Genomic DNA, 15892 nt, shown 5'->3' with positions numbered 1-15892 from the left:
CAGGAATACCTCTTTTTTTATTGGTTACTTGCAAACAGTCTGTCAACCTGTAATTGTCTGAATAATGAGGACTACATTCAAGATAATGATGACAGCAGTCACGATCCAGGTTATTACTTTTTGCCACATTTTATTTGCAAATTCACCCATAATCTTTTTGTCACTGGTAAAGAGCAGTAATGGAATGATGGCAAAAGGGAGCTGGATGGATAAAATAACCTGACTTAGCACAAGTAGCTCTTCTGCACCTTTTTCACCTGCAATCGCAGTGACGATGACTGCCGGAATAATTGCAATAAGGCGGGTCACCAAACGACGCAACCAAGGTGAGAGACGAAGGTTCAAGAAGCCCTCCATCACGATTTGTCCGGCTAAAGTACCTGTCACGGTCGAGTTTTGACCTGAGGCGAGTAATGCCACTCCAAACAGTATGCTCGCAAGTGTGGTTCCCAGTAATGGCGAAAGCAGATAATAGGCATCACTAATCTCTGCTACATCTGTTCTTCCTGCTGTATGGAACACGGCAGCTGCTACGATCAAGATGGCTGCATTAATGAATAGAGCGAACATGAGCGCTATACTGGAATCCCAAGTTGCAAATGTAATAGCTTCCCGTTTACCTGCTGATGTCTGCTCATATTTGCGAGTTTGTACAATAGAAGAATGCAGATACAGGTTATGTGGCATTACAGTAGCTCCCATAATACCGATGGCAATATACAGCATGCTTGGATTCGTCAATATTTGTGAGTCCGGTACAAAGCCACCCAATACACCGCCCCATTCCGGTTGTGCCAAAATGAGATTAATGCCAAAACAGCCGGCAATCGTGGCCATTAATACAATGACGAGTGTTTCCAATGCCCGGAAACCTTTATTTTGCAGCAGCAAAATGAGCATAACATCAAATGCGGTAATGATGACTCCGTATAGCAACGGGAGACCGAACAGCAGCTTCAGTGCAATGGCTGAACCGATGACCTCGGCCAAATCCATGGCTGCAATGGCAATTTCGCATAAAAGCCATAAGCCGATCGCGACAGGACGACTGTAAGCATCACGGCACATTTGAGCCAAATCTTTACCTGTAGCAATACCGAGCTTGCCAGATAAGGCTTGCAGCAGAATGGCCATCAGGTTGGAGATTAGAATGACACTAAGCAGTGTATAGCCGAATTTTGATCCCCCAGCGATGTCTGTAGCCCAGTTGCCAGGGTCCATATAGCCGACAGCGACCATATAGCCTGGTCCAGCAAAGGCAAGAAACTTCCGAAACCAGGTGCCATCCTTCGGAACGCTCAAAGAACGATTCACTTCCGATAGTGAAGCGATTTCCGCGAAGTTGCCCTTTGAATTTTTCATACGCTTCACCTTCTTTGTTCATATTGAAATATATTATTAGTGACATAGCGATTGCGTTATCCCTATTGTACACCCACAATAGTTTTTGTCTAGTGCAACTTTTATGTGGTTAAGCAAATTTATCGTATTTTTGAAGCAATTGGCCATCTTAATTAAAACTAAACAATGGAAAAAACCAAGCCATATTGCTCTCAAGGGGCAGCTTGGTCGTTTTGAATTTTCTAAGTGTAGGCGGCTCATCAAGTTAGGGGCTTATAACATATAGTGTAAACATAAAAGAAGTGGAACTAAACGGTAAATAAAAGGGTTATTATCCCTTTTGAAATGATTCATTTTGCGTGGCTCGTTTAAAGTACATACGAGAAGGAAATCATGTATTAACATGATGAGGATTCCTGCGGAATGCAAATAAGATGGAGAAGGAGAGATGAAATCATGGAAGCTTTATACACAGCATCAGCAACGGTACATGGTGGAAGAGATGGTTCAGTGGCTTCTTCAGACGGGGTATTGAAGCATAAGCTGAGCACACCGAAGGAACTGGGTGGCGCAGGTGGAGATGCTACGAATCCGGAGCAATTGTTTGCGGCAGGCTATGGCGCATGCTATGAGAGTGCGTTGGCGAATGTGGCCCGCAAAGCCAAGGTAAAGGTGGACAATGTAGAGGTCACCAGCCACGTATCGATCGGTAAGGACCCAAGCGACGGCGGCTTCCAGTTGGCAGTGCGTCTGGATGTAAAGATACCGGGGATTGAGCGTTCTCAGGCGGAAGATTTGGCACGCCAAGCACATGATTTTTGTCCGTACTCCAAAGCCACTCGCGGTAATATTGATGTTGAACTCAACGTCATTTGACCGCATTTTTTAAAGATCTCACACATGGCCGCCGATGGATCGGCGGCTTTTGCACCTAAATCTTGATCCGCTGATATGTACGACCATTTGACATCACCGCCAAAATTCATTAAGATGTCATAGGTGATTCTGGTCATCAGGTACGAAACAAATTTGAAAAATACGGGTGATATGATGTCTTACAGACCGAATATTGTTAATTTCACGCTGGCTGGTAGCAACGAAAAGGAAGGGCTTTATGAGTTTAAAATGAGTTTGGCCGATGGAACGGAGTGCCGCGTTTTTTCTCAACGTAATCCGGAGTGGACTTTGACGAATATTAGTCGACTGCTAACGACACCTTGCCCGGTATGCCATAAGGATTTTATCTGCAAGTGTATGGATCAGTTCCATGAAGAGTTTTTAGAGCAAATTAATGCTAAACAGCTGTTTGAGAAAGCATTGAGCTAGTTTTTCGAACAGGTAAGGATTATACAGTTCTAGACAAGCGTCGGATATTTTCGACGTTTTTTTGTTTATAATTGAATCGTTGCGTTTTCATGCCGTTGATTTCTCTGTGGAGGTGAAGTACGTTGATGAACCAGTCTAGTCATATCCATATCGAACATTCCATTGTATTGGTGGATGGGGTATGCCACTTTTGTCAGGGAGCAACCCGCTTCATTATCAAACGTGATCCTAAGGGAATATTCCATTTTGGTTCCCTGCAATCCGAGGCAGGACAAGAACTTTTACGTGCAGGTGGACTGTCTACAGATCAACTGGATACATTCGTGCTGATTGAAGACGGTACGTATTATACAAGGTCAACTGCAGCTTTACGGATTGCCAAACGCCTTCGTTTTCCATATCCGCTGGCTTATGTATTCATCTTGATTCCCCGCTTTGTGCGCAACGCAGTCTATAACTGGGTAGCTCGTAACCGATATCGTTGGTTTGGCAAGGATGAAGAGGATCAATGTCAGATCCCCCCACCAGAAATTAGGAAACGATTTTTTTAGTTGCTTTTTTTGTGGTTATTTTTGCGGCGAACATTACGAATCAGTAATATTACAGCTACTGCGATCAGTAGAAGACCCGTAACCGATACATACATGATATGGCGTACATTGGGTACGTTGACCGACAATTTTAGCTCGTTAGACTCTAATGGAGCAATGTCCCAATAGAGTGTCTTTCCGTCATCCGACACACGGTCCGCATTACTGGAAGCAGGCTGGATGGGTAGGGATAGGCTGAAGTTAAGATCCAGTTGCCGCTCTAGTAATTTGCGTGCGAACACATTCATTTGTTTTAATTTATCACTCAGGCCACGAGCTTCTTCAGGAAGCATCCGAGGTAGATCGAGCTTAAGCGTAAGATCCATATTGGTTGTGAAAAAATGCTGGCTCACTGCGCGATTTATTTCTAATCCCTCAGGCAGATTTGAACCCTGATCGGGATTTTTTTGGTTTGTACTCCAATCCCCTTGATAATGCCCCTTTATTTGATAACCCTTTCTCCCTTGTTCCGAAAGCGGCTGCACGTCTACATTATTGCTTTGCATACGTTGAACTAATCGATCGAGCAGCCCCGGATTGTCCAACATCATCAGTGTCTGGTTGTTTACACTGAACGTTGCATCCATATCTACACTTTGATCCAGATGAACATCTACATGAATGTCACCCCGAGCACAGGAAGTTAGGGCAAACAGACAACACACCAGCATAAAAATGAGCAGTATTTTTCGTAACTGTATTTGCCGACGTTTGTTCCAATTAGGGCTGTATCCTGTTGGGTCCATGACTTGCACCTTCTTTGTATGGTTTCTTTGGTATAACGACCGGATATCTTCTATATATTACACATTCGGAGAGCCAAAATCGAACGATATAAAAGAATAGTTAAGATTTATATTTCAAAAATGTTTCCTTAGGTAAAAACTTTAGTGTATACTCTAAAATATAGTATAGATAAAAAATAATTGTCTTAAGGAAATAGTTTGTCCTAAAACAAATATTAAAAGGAGGATTTTAAAACATGAACAAGCAGTTTAAGAAGGCTTTGCCACAATGGGTAGCGACGGTTGGAGTGTTGTCCCTAGTTCTGGTTCTAGCGACTGCATGTACAGATGCCAAGAAGACAGAACAGGGAGCTACGAAAGAGGCGGGACAGAAAATAAAGGCTACGACTACCATCGGTATGATCTCTGATATTGTCGGGAAGGTCGGTGGTGCTCATGTGGAGGTCACGGGAATTATGAAGTCAGGCGTTGACCCGCATTTGTACAAGGCGTCTCAGGGAGATATGCGTAAGCTGGATGAAGCCGACATCATTTTTTATAACGGGTTGCATCTGGAAGGAAAAATGCAGGACATTCTGGAGAAAATCAGCAAACAAAAGCCTGTTATACCCGTGTCCAAAAACATTGCCCAAAATCAATTGCGTGCAGCTAGCCCAGCAATGGGATCTGAGTATGATCCACATATCTGGTTTGATGTACAAAACTGGATGTCTGCGGTAGAAACCGTCAGAGATGAATTGTCGGCACTTGATGCTGCTCATGCGGAGGATTATAAGGCCAATGCCGAAGCTTATCTCGCTGAGCTACGAGAACTGGACGATTACACGAGAGAGCAGATTGCCAGTATACCGAAGGCACAGCGCGTACTTGTCACGGCACATGATGCATTTGGCTATTTCGGAGACTCTTACCAGATTCAAGTAAGAGGCCTTCAAGGCATGAGTACAGAGTCAGAGGCAGGCTCACAAGATGTGACCAAGCTGAGAGATTATCTGGTGGAGCATAAAATTAAAGCCATATTTGTAGAATCGAGTGTTCCGAGAAAGGCCATAGATGCGGTTATTCAAGGTGCAGCTCAGCAAGGTCATACGATAAAGGTTGGCGGCGAGCTGTATTCGGATGCTATGGGTGAAGAAGGTACAGAAGATGGAACATATATTGGAATGGTCAAGCATAACGTGAATACGATCGTTAGAGCTCTTAAATAAGGAGGCGTAGACACATGGGACATTCACCACTTGTTGTTCGTGATTTATCGGTAGCCTATCAAAAAAAGCCCGTATTGTTCGATGTCTCCTTTGAGGTGCCGGAAGGTAAGCTGATTGGTATTATCGGCCCCAACGGGGCTGGCAAATCTACACTGATCAAGGCCGTGCTTGGGCTGATTCCAAAGCTCAGGGGCGAGGTGCTGGTCTACGGCAAGCCCTATAAGCAACAGCTGCTCAAGGTTGGATATGTACCGCAGCGGGAGTCGGTGGATTGGGATTTTCCGACGAACGCTCTAGATGTGGTTATGATGGGACGTTACGGCAGACTGGGCTGGTTTAAACGTCCGGGAGCAGCAGATCGTCAGGCTGCGATGGAGAGTTTGGACAAGGTTGGAATGAGCAAATTTGCAGACAGGCAGATTAGTCAATTGTCAGGCGGGCAGCAGCAACGCGTTTTTTTGGCGAGAGCGCTTGCGCAGGACGCTCAGCTTTATTTTATGGATGAACCGTTTGTTGGTGTGGACGCTGTAACAGAAAAAGCTATCATTTCATTGCTTAACGATCTGAAACAGCAGGGGAAAACCGTGCTTGTCGTTCATCATGATTTATCTACGGTCACGGATTATTTTGACCAGGTTATGCTGTTGAACGGGCATCTGATGGCATTTGGAGAGACCGCAGATATTTTTACCGAGGGAAATCTGCAACGTACGTATGGCGGGCGTCTGAGTATACTCAAAACAGGTTCGGAATCCGGCACGATACTCGGAGTGAGGTGAGCAGTATGACAAGCTTGGCAGCGCTTTTGACAGACCCGAACATGCAATGGATTTTGCTTGGATGTATTTTACTCGGTTTAAGCAGCGGGGTGATTGGCAGTTTTATGTATTTGCGTAAGCAATCGCTTATGGGAGATGCTTTGGCACATGCGGCTTTGCCGGGAGTATGTGTGGCTTTTATGATCACAGGTACAAAATCCATGTTTGGATTTATGATTGGAGCAGCCATTGCAGGGATTGTTGCTACCTTTGCCATCAGTGCGTTAACCCGGTATTCGCGAATTAAAAGTGATTCAGCGATTGCAGCGGTGCTGTCCGTATTTTTTGGCTTCGGCATTATGTTGTTGACCGAAATTCAGCATAGTGGCGCAGGCAACCAAAGTGGGTTGGATAAATTTTTATTTGGCCAGGCTGCGGCAATGGTGTTGTCTGATGTCTATACGATGGCGGTAATTTCGGTGGTGCTCATTGGAATATGTTTATTATTTTTCAAGGAATTTAAGCTGCTCAGCTTTGATCCCGGCTTTGCTCGTGGACTTGGTTTTCCGGCAGGCTTACTGGATAAGTTGTTAATGCTGTTGATTGTCATTGCGGTGGTGGCTGGCATTCAAGCTGTGGGCGTCATTATGATGGCTGCCCTGCTGATTACCCCGGCCGTGTCGGCAAGATACTGGACAGAGAAGCTGGGTGTTATGGTATGCCTGTCAGGCTTGTTTGGTGCTATAGCGGGTCTTGGTGGGACTGTTATTAGCTCTCTGGGACAAAATTTGCCTACAGGACCATTGTGCGTGTTGTGTGCGACTGTGGTATTTGGTGTAAGTCTGATCTTTGCGCCGCAGCGTGGAATGATTTCCAAGGCTATCGTTCAGTTAAACGCCAGAAAAAGTCTGGAGCAGGGAGTTGGAACACAGCCCAGGGAGGAGCGTGCCCTATGAGTTCATTTTATGTGATCCTGACGGGAATGTTAGTGGCAGGGGGATGTAGTATCGTCGGATGCTTTCTCGTGCTTCGGAAAATGGCTATGATCGGTGATGCCATCAGTCATGCGGTACTGCCTGGTATTGTCATTGCCTTTCTCATCAGCGGATCGAGGGATTCGGTGTGGATGATGTTTGGTGCTGCCGTGCTGGGGCTTCTAACGGTGTATCTGATTCAGCTATTCCAACAAAGCGGTCTGCAAAGTGATGCTGCCATTGGCGTGGTGTTTACAACATTGTTTGCTATCGGTGTTTTACTGATCAGTGTGTTTGCTTCCAATGCTCATCTGGATATGGACCACGTTTTGTATGGGGAAATTGCTTATGTCCCGTGGAATACGATAGAGATTGCTGGCTTCGATATAGGTCCGAGGGCTGTGTGGATTACGGGCGCAATGTTTTTGATCAATCTGCTCGTGGTAGGGGGCTTTTTCAAGCAATTTAAAGTCACTTCCTTTGATCCCGCATTGGCAGCTTCATTGGGCATTCCGGTTGTTTTTTTTCATTATCTGCTAATGAGTCTCGTATCACTAACGACAGTGGCGTCATTTGAGAGTGTGGGTGCAATTCTAGTGGTTGGCATGCTCGTTGTACCGCCTCTTACCGCTTATTTGCTGACGGAGAAGCTGTCCCGTATGATTGCATACAGCGTGGGAGTTGGAGCCACTAGCTCGATCGTAGGCTTTTATACAGCAACTGTATTAGATGCTTCTATTGCGGCATGTATGCTGTGTGTATCGGGTGTGTTGCTGCTTTTGGCTTTTCTATTTTCCCCGTCTCATGGTGTGGTATGGCGAAAGTTATTTCAACAACGGGGAATTGTTGGCGAAAATAGCAAGTGAGTCTCGTAGGAAGTGATCCTATATGAATTACTCAAAATAGCGTGCAGACGGGCATAAAGTGCCTGAATGCACGCTTTTTTACGCTTATGCTAATCTGTGCGGCTTTTTTTGAGGCAAGCTTGTTGGGTCATCTTGAATTAACCGGGACACGGGAGTACATTCTTTACAATCACACAGAAGGATTCGGAACGAGCTGTTACGCTGCGGGGAGGAACGAAATTGGAGAGCTTCAAACGTAAATCACCAGAGGAGATACTGGATTCCATTAACAAATTGCATCGAGGCAGACTCAAAATATACATTGGCGCGGTCAGTGGCTCTGGCAAAACGTATCATATGCTGCAGGAGGGACAATCGCTGCAGCATGAAGGGATTGATGTTGTAATTTGTGCGGTATCGACTCTGCAACGGCGTGAGACCGTGGAACAGGTCGGCTCGCTAGAGCGAGTACCCAGTATTCATTGGATGAAGGATGGCGAAGAACAAAAGGATCTGAATTTGGAAGCTTTGGTGGCACGAAATCCTGAGGTGGTGCTGGTGGATCATTTGGCACATCATAACCGAAAAGACGCCTCGTTTCCAACAAGGCTGGAGGATATTCGGTATTTGCTGGAGATGGGAATTAGCGTCATTACGACGGTCAATGTTTATGAACTCGAAGGGATCACGGAGTGGGTATATCAGCTGACTGGCTTTGAAGCGGAATATACGGTTCCGGTTGATACATTGGAGCTGGCGGATGAAATTCGTCTAATTGATGCCACCCCGGAGATGATTCTGGAACGGCTGGCGAAAGGTTACATGCATACGCCCAATCCAGAGATGTTTCACCGGGGGAATTTGGGTAAATTGCGTGAGCTCGCTCTGCGATTAGTAGCAGAGGATGTGAATGATTCGCTGGAACGGCACCGGGAGGAGCTAGGCTTGCACGGGGCGTCAGGAGCAGCAGAGCGTATTTTGGTGCCTGTCCAATATCATTGGAATGGGTCCATTTATGTACGTAGGGGAGAACAGGTGGCCAAGCGGTTGGGTGGAGATATGCTGGTGGTCTCTTTTGTCAGCTCGAAGCGCAAGCTGTCCAAGGAATCAGCAGCCTTCAAACGTTCCATTGAGCAGTTGGCCGATAAGATCGGTTCGACATTTGAAGAAATCCCGCTCTTTTCCCGCAGAAGGCTGCCACGCCAACTTATCCATTATGCGGTGACTCACAATGTTACCCGAATTGTTATGGGGCATTCTCGGCAGACTCTGTGGCAGGAGCTAGTTAAAGGATCACTGGTGAACGGAATTTTAAAACGAATGAAAAATATGGATCTGCTGTTGATTGCAGACCGAGCGGAGCAGGAGGGCGAACGGATTTTGCCAACGATGAGACAGGAGGAAGGAGATACTGATCCGTATCATCGTTTGAGCGTTGAGGAAGTACAGGCTGAGGAAGCCAAAATTCTGCGGGGCAAGCTCAAAGTATATATTGGGGCTGCTCCGGGGGTCGGCAAAACATACACCATGCTGAGAGAGGGAAATGATCTGCTGGAAAGCGGGATTGATGTGGTGATCGGATTGCTGGAAACGCACGGAAGAGCAGAAACACTAGCCCAGGTAGGATCTCTAGAGATGATTCCCCGTCAGTCTATCGAGCGTCATGGTGCACATTTGGAAGAGATGAACACTGAAGCCATTCTCAGGCGTAATCCTGAGGTAGTGCTAATTGACGAGCTGGCGCATACCAACGTTCCGGGAAGTCTGAGATCTAAGCGTTATGAGGATGTACTGGCCATTTTGGAACAAGGTATTTCTGTTATATCCACAATGAATGTGCAGCATCTGGAGAGCTTGAATGACGCAGTAGAACAAATTACTGGGATTCGGGTGAGAGAGACTGTCCCCGACCATATGATGCGTCTGGCCGATGAAGTCCAGCTTGTTGATGTGGCTCCCAAATCGTTACAGCAACGTATGCGTGAGGGCAAAATTTACGCTCCTGCGAAGGTGGAGCAGGCACTTAGCCACTTTTTTAAGCTGGGTAATCTAATTGCGCTGCGTGAACTTGCTTTGCGGGAATTGGCAGATGATGTAGATGAGCGGCTGGAATCCTGGGATCGGCACGAGTCACTTCGGGGACCGTGGCGCAGGGAGGAAGTGATTTTTGTAGGCGTGACGCTAAGCGAAAATGCTGAAAGGTTGATTCGCCGCGGTTTTCGTATCGCATTTCGTTTGAAGGCTGTGTGGATTGTGACTTATGTCCATATCGGTGAGCGTATACCGGAGAGATTGAACCCTCGTCTGGAACAACTAAAGCTGCTGACCCACCGACTAGGGGGAACCTTTGAAATTCGGCTTGTTTCCAGCAGACGCGAGATTGCCGACATTTTGATTGCTCCAGTAGAAGGATATTCAGGTACGCAGCTCATCGTGGGACAGTCTTCCCGAAGTAGCTGTTGGGGGAAGACTGCGGTTGTGCCGAGGATTCTCCGTCAAGCACGTCATATGGATGTTCTTATCGTGGCGGATTATGATCCGGATATTAAGCTGGAGACAGATTATTAAAATGCCCAATCCATTCATAAATAGTCATATGCTGGTTACCGGTTATTCACTGCTTCCATAGTATATTCTATCTCAAAGAAATGGAGGCGAGTTTGAATGTATAAACATCGTAAGCATGATTGTCATTTTCCAAAGCCAAAAAAACGTGTTTTTAAGAAAATCATTAAGGTGACTGTCATTAAGTTTAAACCAAAATTTAAACGTGATCACTGGAAACATGAAGACTTTGATAAGAAATGTCATTGCCGGAAACGTCGTCATCATCGCCATCATCGCCATCATGACTGTCATCGTCGTCACCACAAATTCTACTAAGTTGAAGATCGTAGGAGGCGGGGCTAGACTGCCCGCCTTCTCCTAGTACCAGAATTCTAAGAAAATACTTGCGCAAAAAATACTTGCTCTAACACAGGTGCTATGCTATTCTACCAATAAATAGATTGCACGTGACGGAAGCACCGTTCACCAACCGTATGTACTTACGGATGGATGAACGGTGCTTTTTTGCGTTGTTGTGTTGGGAAAGGGGATGAGCATATTGGTTCCGGTAAAAGTGGTATTGGCCGTAGAAGGCCGGGATTATATTGAGCCTCTGCTGAATTATGTTCACGGAAGCGAGTACGCCAGAAGGCTCAGAATAACGGCTTTTTCGCAGCCGGAGGCATTTCATCAATACATGATGGAAACTAGCGGAATGAAAAGACCAGATGTGGTAGTAGGTGAAATGCCCTTTCTGAATCTATGGACAGCTCGGGAAGATGCGGATATTCCTTGTTTGGTATTGCATGAGGGAGAACAAGTAAGCGAATATGGGCAGCCTGTATTAAAATATAAGCCTTTATCTGAACTGGTCGGTATTATTTTGGAAACGGCGAGACAGAGGTCGAATGGTCGGAAAAGCGTAAACAGTCGGGAAGGTGGAATGATTATCGGCATGGTCGCAGCTTCAGGTGGATTGGGCAAGACAACGGCCGCGCTCAATATGTCCAAGCAGCTGGGGAATGAGGGATATTCGGTATTCTATTTGAATCTGGAAACGGTGGATTCAAGCTCGTTGTTCACTGGTTCAGACAGTTCTAGCGGAGTACAAGGAGAAGGACTGTCCAGACTGCTGTATGATCTCAAGTCGGAGGGAAATGAGGACACTTCGTTATCTTTGGCTTCGTATTGTGTGCGTCGTCCTGAAATTCAGGCTGATACGTTTCAACCTGTCTATAATCGCAAGGAATTGACAGACATGACTTGTGATGAAGCGAAAGAGCTCATTCGAACGATTGCTGAAAGCGGGCAGTATGATGTAGTGATCGTAGATTGCGATTCTGAACATGGTGAGCGGGCTCAAGCCGTGCTTGAAGCTAGTCATAAGCTGATCTGGTTGCTGGCTGACGATTTAATGAGTATGCACAAGTGCGGATTATGGCTGGATGTTTTAGAAACTACACAGCCTGAAGGGCTTGAAGCCATGATATGCAAAACCAGCTTTGTGGTGAATCGCTACATGGGAACTATGATCAACTCGTTACCTCGTGACTTCATGGAACTGAACGGAGCGTTACCCTATATACCTTCATGGAAACAAATGCAGCATCGTGAGCTGCTGCTTAGTTCACCGATTTATCAGCGGGAAATTCGTCATTTGTGCCGCGAGCTGCTGGATATGGAGAGCACAGCACAGTCGACGGTTGCTTGGTCTTAAGGGGATGATGACATGAATGAGGAACAATTTAAGGTATTGCGCGCGGATATTCGTAACGGGCTGGACGTAACGTCCTCGGTAAAGGATACAGATCTAGTACGGCATATCGAAAAGCGAATTTTACACGACGTAGAGCTGGCGAGCTTAACTTCCCGAGAAAAGCATGCACTTGTCCGCAAAATTTTCAACTCTTTCCGTGGGCTGGATGTGCTCCAGCCGTTGATTGACGACCCGACCGTAACGGAAATTATGATCAATAGTCATCGGGAAATCTTCGTGGAGCGGGCAGGTGAGGTGATTCAGGTGCCCGATCAATTCGAATCCCGCGAACGACTGGAGGATTTGATCCAGACGATTGTAGCCGGGGTGAACCGAATTGTGAATGAGGCTTCTCCTATTGTGGATGCCCGACTAAAGGACGGATCACGTGTGAATATCGTGCTGCCGCCAGTTGCTCTCAAGGGTCCGACGATGACCATACGGAAGTTTCCCGAGCGTCCCATGACGATGGATGATTTGATACGAATGGGTGCACTCAATACAGAAGCCGCCGCTATGCTCAAAGACTTGGTACGTAGCAAGTACAACATTTTTATAAGCGGCGGAACGGGCTCTGGTAAAACAACTTTTCTGAATGCATTATCCCAGTTCATCCCTTCGTCTGAACGGATTATTACGATTGAAGATTCGGCAGAGCTACAAATTGTGACTGTCCCCAACCTAGTTTCCATGGAAACACGGAACGCGAATACCGAGGGGAAGGGAGAAATCACGATTCGCGATCTGATTCGTTCATCCTTACGTATGCGACCTAACCGCATTGTGGTGGGTGAGGTCAGAGGGAGTGAGGCGTTGGATATGCTGCAAGCGATGAACACGGGACATGATGGATCGTTGTCAACTGGGCACTCGAATAATATCCGCGATATGGTCAGCCGGCTGGAAACGATGGTACTCGGTGGGGCAGAGCTTCCGCTTGGAGTAGTACGGCAGCAGATCAGCTCGGCCATTGATATATTCGTTCATCTGTCACGGCTACGCGACAAATCCAGAAGGGTGCTGGAAATTAGCGAAGTGATTGGTTTTGAACATGGTGAGGTGACGCTGAATCCCCTTTATCGCTTCCAGGAACACGGAGAAAGTAAAGGACAAATTGTAGGGGAACTGGAACGTTGTGGTGGGGGGCTACAACATACATTGAAGCTGCAAATGGCCGGGATCAAGCCGGAAATCTGGCACAAGGGAGGAGTATCGGCATGAGAACAGGAAAGGCGACTGCCAAGCAAGTGTCACGTGAGGTCCCTTCTCTGCCAGATTATACGGTGTATACATTATCGACTGTACAAAAAAGTATGTGCATTCTCTTTAGTGGAGTGCTGTTCGCGATGATCGGATATCTATTTTATCACCAATGGATATTATCGTTGCTGTGTGCTGCTGGAGCTGTGGTGATGCCTCGTTATTTTAGAAAGTTTTTGCTGCAACGACGTAGGTCTGCTTTAAGCATTCAATTTAAGCAGGCTTTATACTCGCTTTCGTCTTCTCTTTCAGCGGGAAGGTCGGTGGAGAATGGGTTTCGTGAGGCTGTAGAGGATTTGAGGTTGCTTAGTCCGGATGGAGATCACGATCTGATTTTTGAATTTAACATTATTACGGCCTGCCTCGAAATCGGACAGCCTGTAGAGGCTGCTTTGCAGGATTTGGCTCGTCGGGCTCAGATTGAGGATATTACGAATTTTGCGGACGTATTTGCGGCTTGCAAACGAACCGGAGGTGATCTGGTGGAAGTCGTACGACGGGCTTCAAGTGTCATTGGTGAGAAGCTGGAAATTCAGCAGGAGATCGGTGTAATGATTGCGCAGAAACGTTTTGAATCGAGGGTTATGTTTGCAGCGCCTTTTTTGTTTGTTTTGTTTATGACAGTGACAGCAGGAGACTACATGATGCCCTTATACAGCGGTACAGGTATGATTCTATCAACCTTTTGCCTACTGGTGCTTGGTGGCTGTCTTGTGTGGATCAACCACATTATGAAGATTGAAGTGTAAGGAGTGATGGGTGTGGTGACGTTGGTTTGTCTGGTTATGCTGGTTCTGCAAGTGGGAGGTTGGGTGGTGCTGAACCAAATGTACACTGCTAAGTATGCACATTTTCGCCATATGAAGCTGGAAGGACTGCGGCTGCAAAAACTTTCGGTGCCTTTTGTACACATGCTTCATGTTTCACGTGCCACTCATAGGTTGCCTTTGCTAATGTTCAAGCTACAGCGTTCAATACAGAAACTGTATGGTATGCGCAACAGCGGAGAAAAAACGATGCTTTTTCTGGCAGAAATGTTGGGGTACGGATATATGGTGGCTGCTGGTGGAGCTTTAATATCCATTATGATGGGCGGGGAAGTGACTGGACTGGTGCTTGGCTTGGGGCTCGGTGTTCTGGTGCCAGTAGCGCTGGTCAAGGATTTGCATGGAAAAGTACAGAAGCGGGATCAGCAAATCTTAATGGAATTGCCTGAATTATTGAGTAAAATGATGCTTTTGGTTGGTGCGGGAGAGACAGTACAACGGGCTTTGCTTCATTGCGTGGAGCGTAAAGGGGCGGATACGGTACACCCATTGTATCGGGAATTGCTGCAGACAGTGGGGGAATGGGAAAGTGGCTATTCCTTTCAACAGGCATTTGAACATCTGAGCAAACGTTGTGGTATTCAAGAAGTGACGATATTTACAACAACAGTTTTATTGAATATGAGGCGTGGCGGGAGCGATTTTGTAATGGCTTTACGTGAGTTATCTCAGACGTTATGGAGCAAGCGGACTTCGATTAGCCGCACAAGAGGGGAACAGGCTTCTTCAAAGTTAGTCTTCCCGATGGCACTAATTTTGCTAACGGTCATTGTGCTGGTGGGCGCTCCGGCTTTAATGATGATGAATATGTAGGAGGAATAAAATGATGATGACAATTGTAGCAGGTAGTATTCGTAAATTGCACAAGGATGAGGATGGTTTGGGGACGTTAGAAATGATCCTGATCATTGCGATTCTGATTGCGGTGGCGATTATTTTTAAAGATCAGATCAAGAAAATTGTAGAAGGGCTGTTGAAAAAGGCGGATAAAAAAAGTAACGATTTTATGGATTCATAATGCTGTGCAAATTGGTACAAAAAGAGGACGGAAGCTTCTCCTTGGAGGCTTCCCTCGTCTTTCCCATTTTGCTGCTGGTTATTTTTATAATGTTATTCTTTTGCCTGTATATATATCAAAAATCTATATTGGTGCAGGTTGCCTCTACTGCTTCGGAAAGAGCCGCTTACAGTTGGGATAACAGCTTTAAGGACCCGCGTACGGGAGCATTTGCGCAAGGGCAACGGGATTCTCTCTATTGGCGCTTGAAGGATGACGTTATGTTAGGCGCCCTGTTTGGCTGGGCCGGAGCCAATAATCAGGAAAGTGTACAGGTACCGGGCGGCAATGAAGGAGGCTCGTTACCTGCTCAGAAGCTGTCCAATGCAGAAAATAGAATGCCTGCGGGTATGCATGGGCAGATGACATATGAGAACAGTATGATTCACCGTAAGGTGACCACAGAGCTAAATAAGATCGTGGAGGTACCTTTGTTGAATCAGTTTTTAGATCAGACAGATTTACAAGGAAAAATGAGCTCGGGTGTGGTGGAACCTGTGGAATGGATTCGTACAGTCGAGTTGGTCCGTTATTATGGTGCGAAGTTTATGGGTAGAGGCTCAGGTGAAAAGGTAGATCCGGCAATTGTAGGGAAAGTATTGATGCAATATGGGCAAAACGGTCAGTAAGGAGTAGTTAACGGGAATATAACTGGAA

Annotated in this window: 16 protein-coding genes; 14 read left to right on the top strand and 2 right to left on the bottom strand. The window is 46.2% G+C overall.

From position 1 onward, the window contains the following. Window positions 1–42: 42 nt before the first annotated feature. Window positions 43–1362 carry an Nramp family divalent metal transporter gene (locus G7035_RS01710; RefSeq protein ID WP_019686568.1) on the bottom strand — a complete coding sequence of 440 codons (1320 nt, stop codon included), beginning with the start codon at window positions 1360–1362 and terminating at the stop codon, window positions 43–45. A gap of 435 nt (window positions 1363–1797) precedes the next feature. On the opposite strand from G7035_RS01710, the gene G7035_RS01705 reads away from it, so the two are divergent. The 3 genes from G7035_RS01705 to G7035_RS01695 all read left to right on the top strand — a co-directional run bounded on the left by G7035_RS01705 (window position 1798) and on the right by G7035_RS01695 (window position 3218). Then, entirely contained in the window at window positions 1798–2217 is a 420-nt protein-coding gene (locus G7035_RS01705) for an organic hydroperoxide resistance protein (RefSeq protein ID WP_013369947.1), read from the top strand. A gap of 123 nt (window positions 2218–2340) precedes the next feature. Next, a complete protein-coding gene (locus G7035_RS01700) occupies window positions 2341–2667 on the top strand; it encodes a hypothetical protein (protein WP_017426537.1) in 327 nt (108 codons plus the stop codon). Between the two features lie 125 nt (window positions 2668–2792). After that, window positions 2793–3218, top strand: coding sequence for a thiol-disulfide oxidoreductase DCC family protein (locus G7035_RS01695; RefSeq protein ID WP_045244032.1), 426 nt, complete (start codon window positions 2793–2795; stop codon window positions 3216–3218). On the opposite strand, the gene G7035_RS01690 is transcribed toward G7035_RS01695, so the two are convergent. Next, window positions 3215–4003 (bottom strand): LppM family (lipo)protein, encoded by a 789-nt coding sequence (locus G7035_RS01690; protein ID WP_019686569.1) that lies wholly within the window; start codon window positions 4001–4003, stop codon window positions 3215–3217. The genes G7035_RS01695 and G7035_RS01690 overlap by 4 nt on opposite strands. A gap of 236 nt (window positions 4004–4239) precedes the next feature. On the opposite strand from G7035_RS01690, the gene G7035_RS01685 reads away from it, so the two are divergent. The 11 genes from G7035_RS01685 to G7035_RS01635 all read left to right on the top strand — a co-directional run bounded on the left by G7035_RS01685 (window position 4240) and on the right by G7035_RS01635 (window position 15864). Beyond that, complete coding sequence (locus G7035_RS01685; RefSeq protein ID WP_019686570.1) at window positions 4240–5211, top strand: metal ABC transporter solute-binding protein, Zn/Mn family; 972 nt, start codon at window positions 4240–4242, stop codon at window positions 5209–5211. Between the two features lie 14 nt (window positions 5212–5225). Then, on the top strand, window positions 5226–5990 hold the full coding sequence (locus G7035_RS01680) for a metal ABC transporter ATP-binding protein (RefSeq protein ID WP_019686571.1): 765 nt from the start codon (window positions 5226–5228) through the stop codon (window positions 5988–5990). 5 nt (window positions 5991–5995) lie between these two features. Beyond that, a complete protein-coding gene (locus G7035_RS01675; RefSeq protein WP_019686572.1) occupies window positions 5996–6925 on the top strand; it encodes a metal ABC transporter permease in 930 nt (309 codons plus the stop codon). Beyond that, a complete protein-coding gene (locus G7035_RS01670) occupies window positions 6922–7809 on the top strand; it encodes a metal ABC transporter permease (RefSeq protein ID WP_019686573.1) in 888 nt (295 codons plus the stop codon). Before G7035_RS01675 ends, G7035_RS01670 begins: the two co-directional genes overlap by 4 nt. 219 nt (window positions 7810–8028) lie before the next feature. After that, window positions 8029–10356 carry a histidine kinase gene (locus tag G7035_RS01665; protein WP_019686574.1) on the top strand — a complete coding sequence of 776 codons (2328 nt, stop codon included), beginning with the start codon at window positions 8029–8031 and terminating at the stop codon, window positions 10354–10356. Window positions 10357–10885: 529 nt separating this feature from the next. Beyond that, on the top strand, window positions 10886–12052 hold the full coding sequence (locus G7035_RS01660; protein ID WP_029514920.1) for an AAA family ATPase: 1167 nt from the start codon (window positions 10886–10888) through the stop codon (window positions 12050–12052). Window positions 12053–12064: 12 nt separating this feature from the next. Next, a complete protein-coding gene (locus tag G7035_RS01655; RefSeq protein WP_019686577.1) occupies window positions 12065–13312 on the top strand; it encodes a TadA family conjugal transfer-associated ATPase in 1248 nt (415 codons plus the stop codon). Next, window positions 13309–14100 carry a type II secretion system F family protein gene (locus G7035_RS01650; RefSeq protein ID WP_019686578.1) on the top strand — a complete coding sequence of 264 codons (792 nt, stop codon included), beginning with the start codon at window positions 13309–13311 and terminating at the stop codon, window positions 14098–14100. The genes G7035_RS01655 and G7035_RS01650 overlap by 4 nt, the downstream gene beginning before the upstream one ends. 6 nt (window positions 14101–14106) lie before the next feature. After that, a complete protein-coding gene (locus G7035_RS01645) occupies window positions 14107–14991 on the top strand; it encodes a type II secretion system F family protein (RefSeq protein ID WP_080561139.1) in 885 nt (294 codons plus the stop codon). Window positions 14992–15001: 10 nt separating this feature from the next. After that, window positions 15002–15196 carry a Flp1 family type IVb pilin gene (locus G7035_RS01640; protein WP_013369963.1) on the top strand — a complete coding sequence of 65 codons (195 nt, stop codon included), beginning with the start codon at window positions 15002–15004 and terminating at the stop codon, window positions 15194–15196. Further along, window positions 15196–15864 carry a TadE family protein gene (locus G7035_RS01635; protein WP_019686580.1) on the top strand — a complete coding sequence of 223 codons (669 nt, stop codon included), beginning with the start codon at window positions 15196–15198 and terminating at the stop codon, window positions 15862–15864. The genes G7035_RS01640 and G7035_RS01635 overlap by 1 nt, the downstream gene beginning before the upstream one ends. Window positions 15865–15892 lie beyond the last annotated feature (28 nt).

Source organism: Paenibacillus polymyxa, assembly GCF_015710975.1.
Lineage (GTDB): Bacteria > Bacillota > Bacilli > Paenibacillales > Paenibacillaceae > Paenibacillus > Paenibacillus polymyxa.
This window is presented reverse-complemented; position numbering and strand designations above follow the sequence as displayed.

Bases quoted from the DNA above. Each gene is read 5' to 3' on its own strand.
- G7035_RS01710 (WP_019686568.1), bottom strand. From the start codon at position 1,362: ATGAAAAATTCAAAGGGCAACTTCGCGGAAATCGCTTCACTATCGGAA.
- G7035_RS01705 (WP_013369947.1), top strand. From the start codon at position 1,798: ATGGAAGCTTTATACACAGCATCAGCAACGGTACATGGTGGAAGAGAT.
- G7035_RS01695 (WP_045244032.1), top strand. From the start codon at position 2,793: ATGAACCAGTCTAGTCATATCCATATCGAACATTCCATTGTATTGGTG.
- G7035_RS01690 (WP_019686569.1), bottom strand. From the start codon at position 4,003: ATGGACCCAACAGGATACAGCCCTAATTGGAACAAACGTCGGCAAATA.
- G7035_RS01685 (WP_019686570.1), top strand. From the start codon at position 4,240: ATGAACAAGCAGTTTAAGAAGGCTTTGCCACAATGGGTAGCGACGGTT.
- G7035_RS01680 (WP_019686571.1), top strand. From the start codon at position 5,226: ATGGGACATTCACCACTTGTTGTTCGTGATTTATCGGTAGCCTATCAA.
- G7035_RS01675 (WP_019686572.1), top strand. From the start codon at position 5,996: ATGACAAGCTTGGCAGCGCTTTTGACAGACCCGAACATGCAATGGATT.
- G7035_RS01670 (WP_019686573.1), top strand. From the start codon at position 6,922: ATGAGTTCATTTTATGTGATCCTGACGGGAATGTTAGTGGCAGGGGGA.
- G7035_RS01660 (WP_029514920.1), top strand. From the start codon at position 10,886: ATGAGCATATTGGTTCCGGTAAAAGTGGTATTGGCCGTAGAAGGCCGG.
- G7035_RS01655 (WP_019686577.1), top strand. From the start codon at position 12,065: ATGAATGAGGAACAATTTAAGGTATTGCGCGCGGATATTCGTAACGGG.
- G7035_RS01650 (WP_019686578.1), top strand. From the start codon at position 13,309: ATGAGAACAGGAAAGGCGACTGCCAAGCAAGTGTCACGTGAGGTCCCT.
- G7035_RS01645 (WP_080561139.1), top strand. From the start codon at position 14,107: ATGGGTGTGGTGACGTTGGTTTGTCTGGTTATGCTGGTTCTGCAAGTG.
- G7035_RS01640 (WP_013369963.1), top strand. From the start codon at position 15,002: ATGATGATGACAATTGTAGCAGGTAGTATTCGTAAATTGCACAAGGAT.
- G7035_RS01635 (WP_019686580.1), top strand. From the start codon at position 15,196: ATGCTGTGCAAATTGGTACAAAAAGAGGACGGAAGCTTCTCCTTGGAG.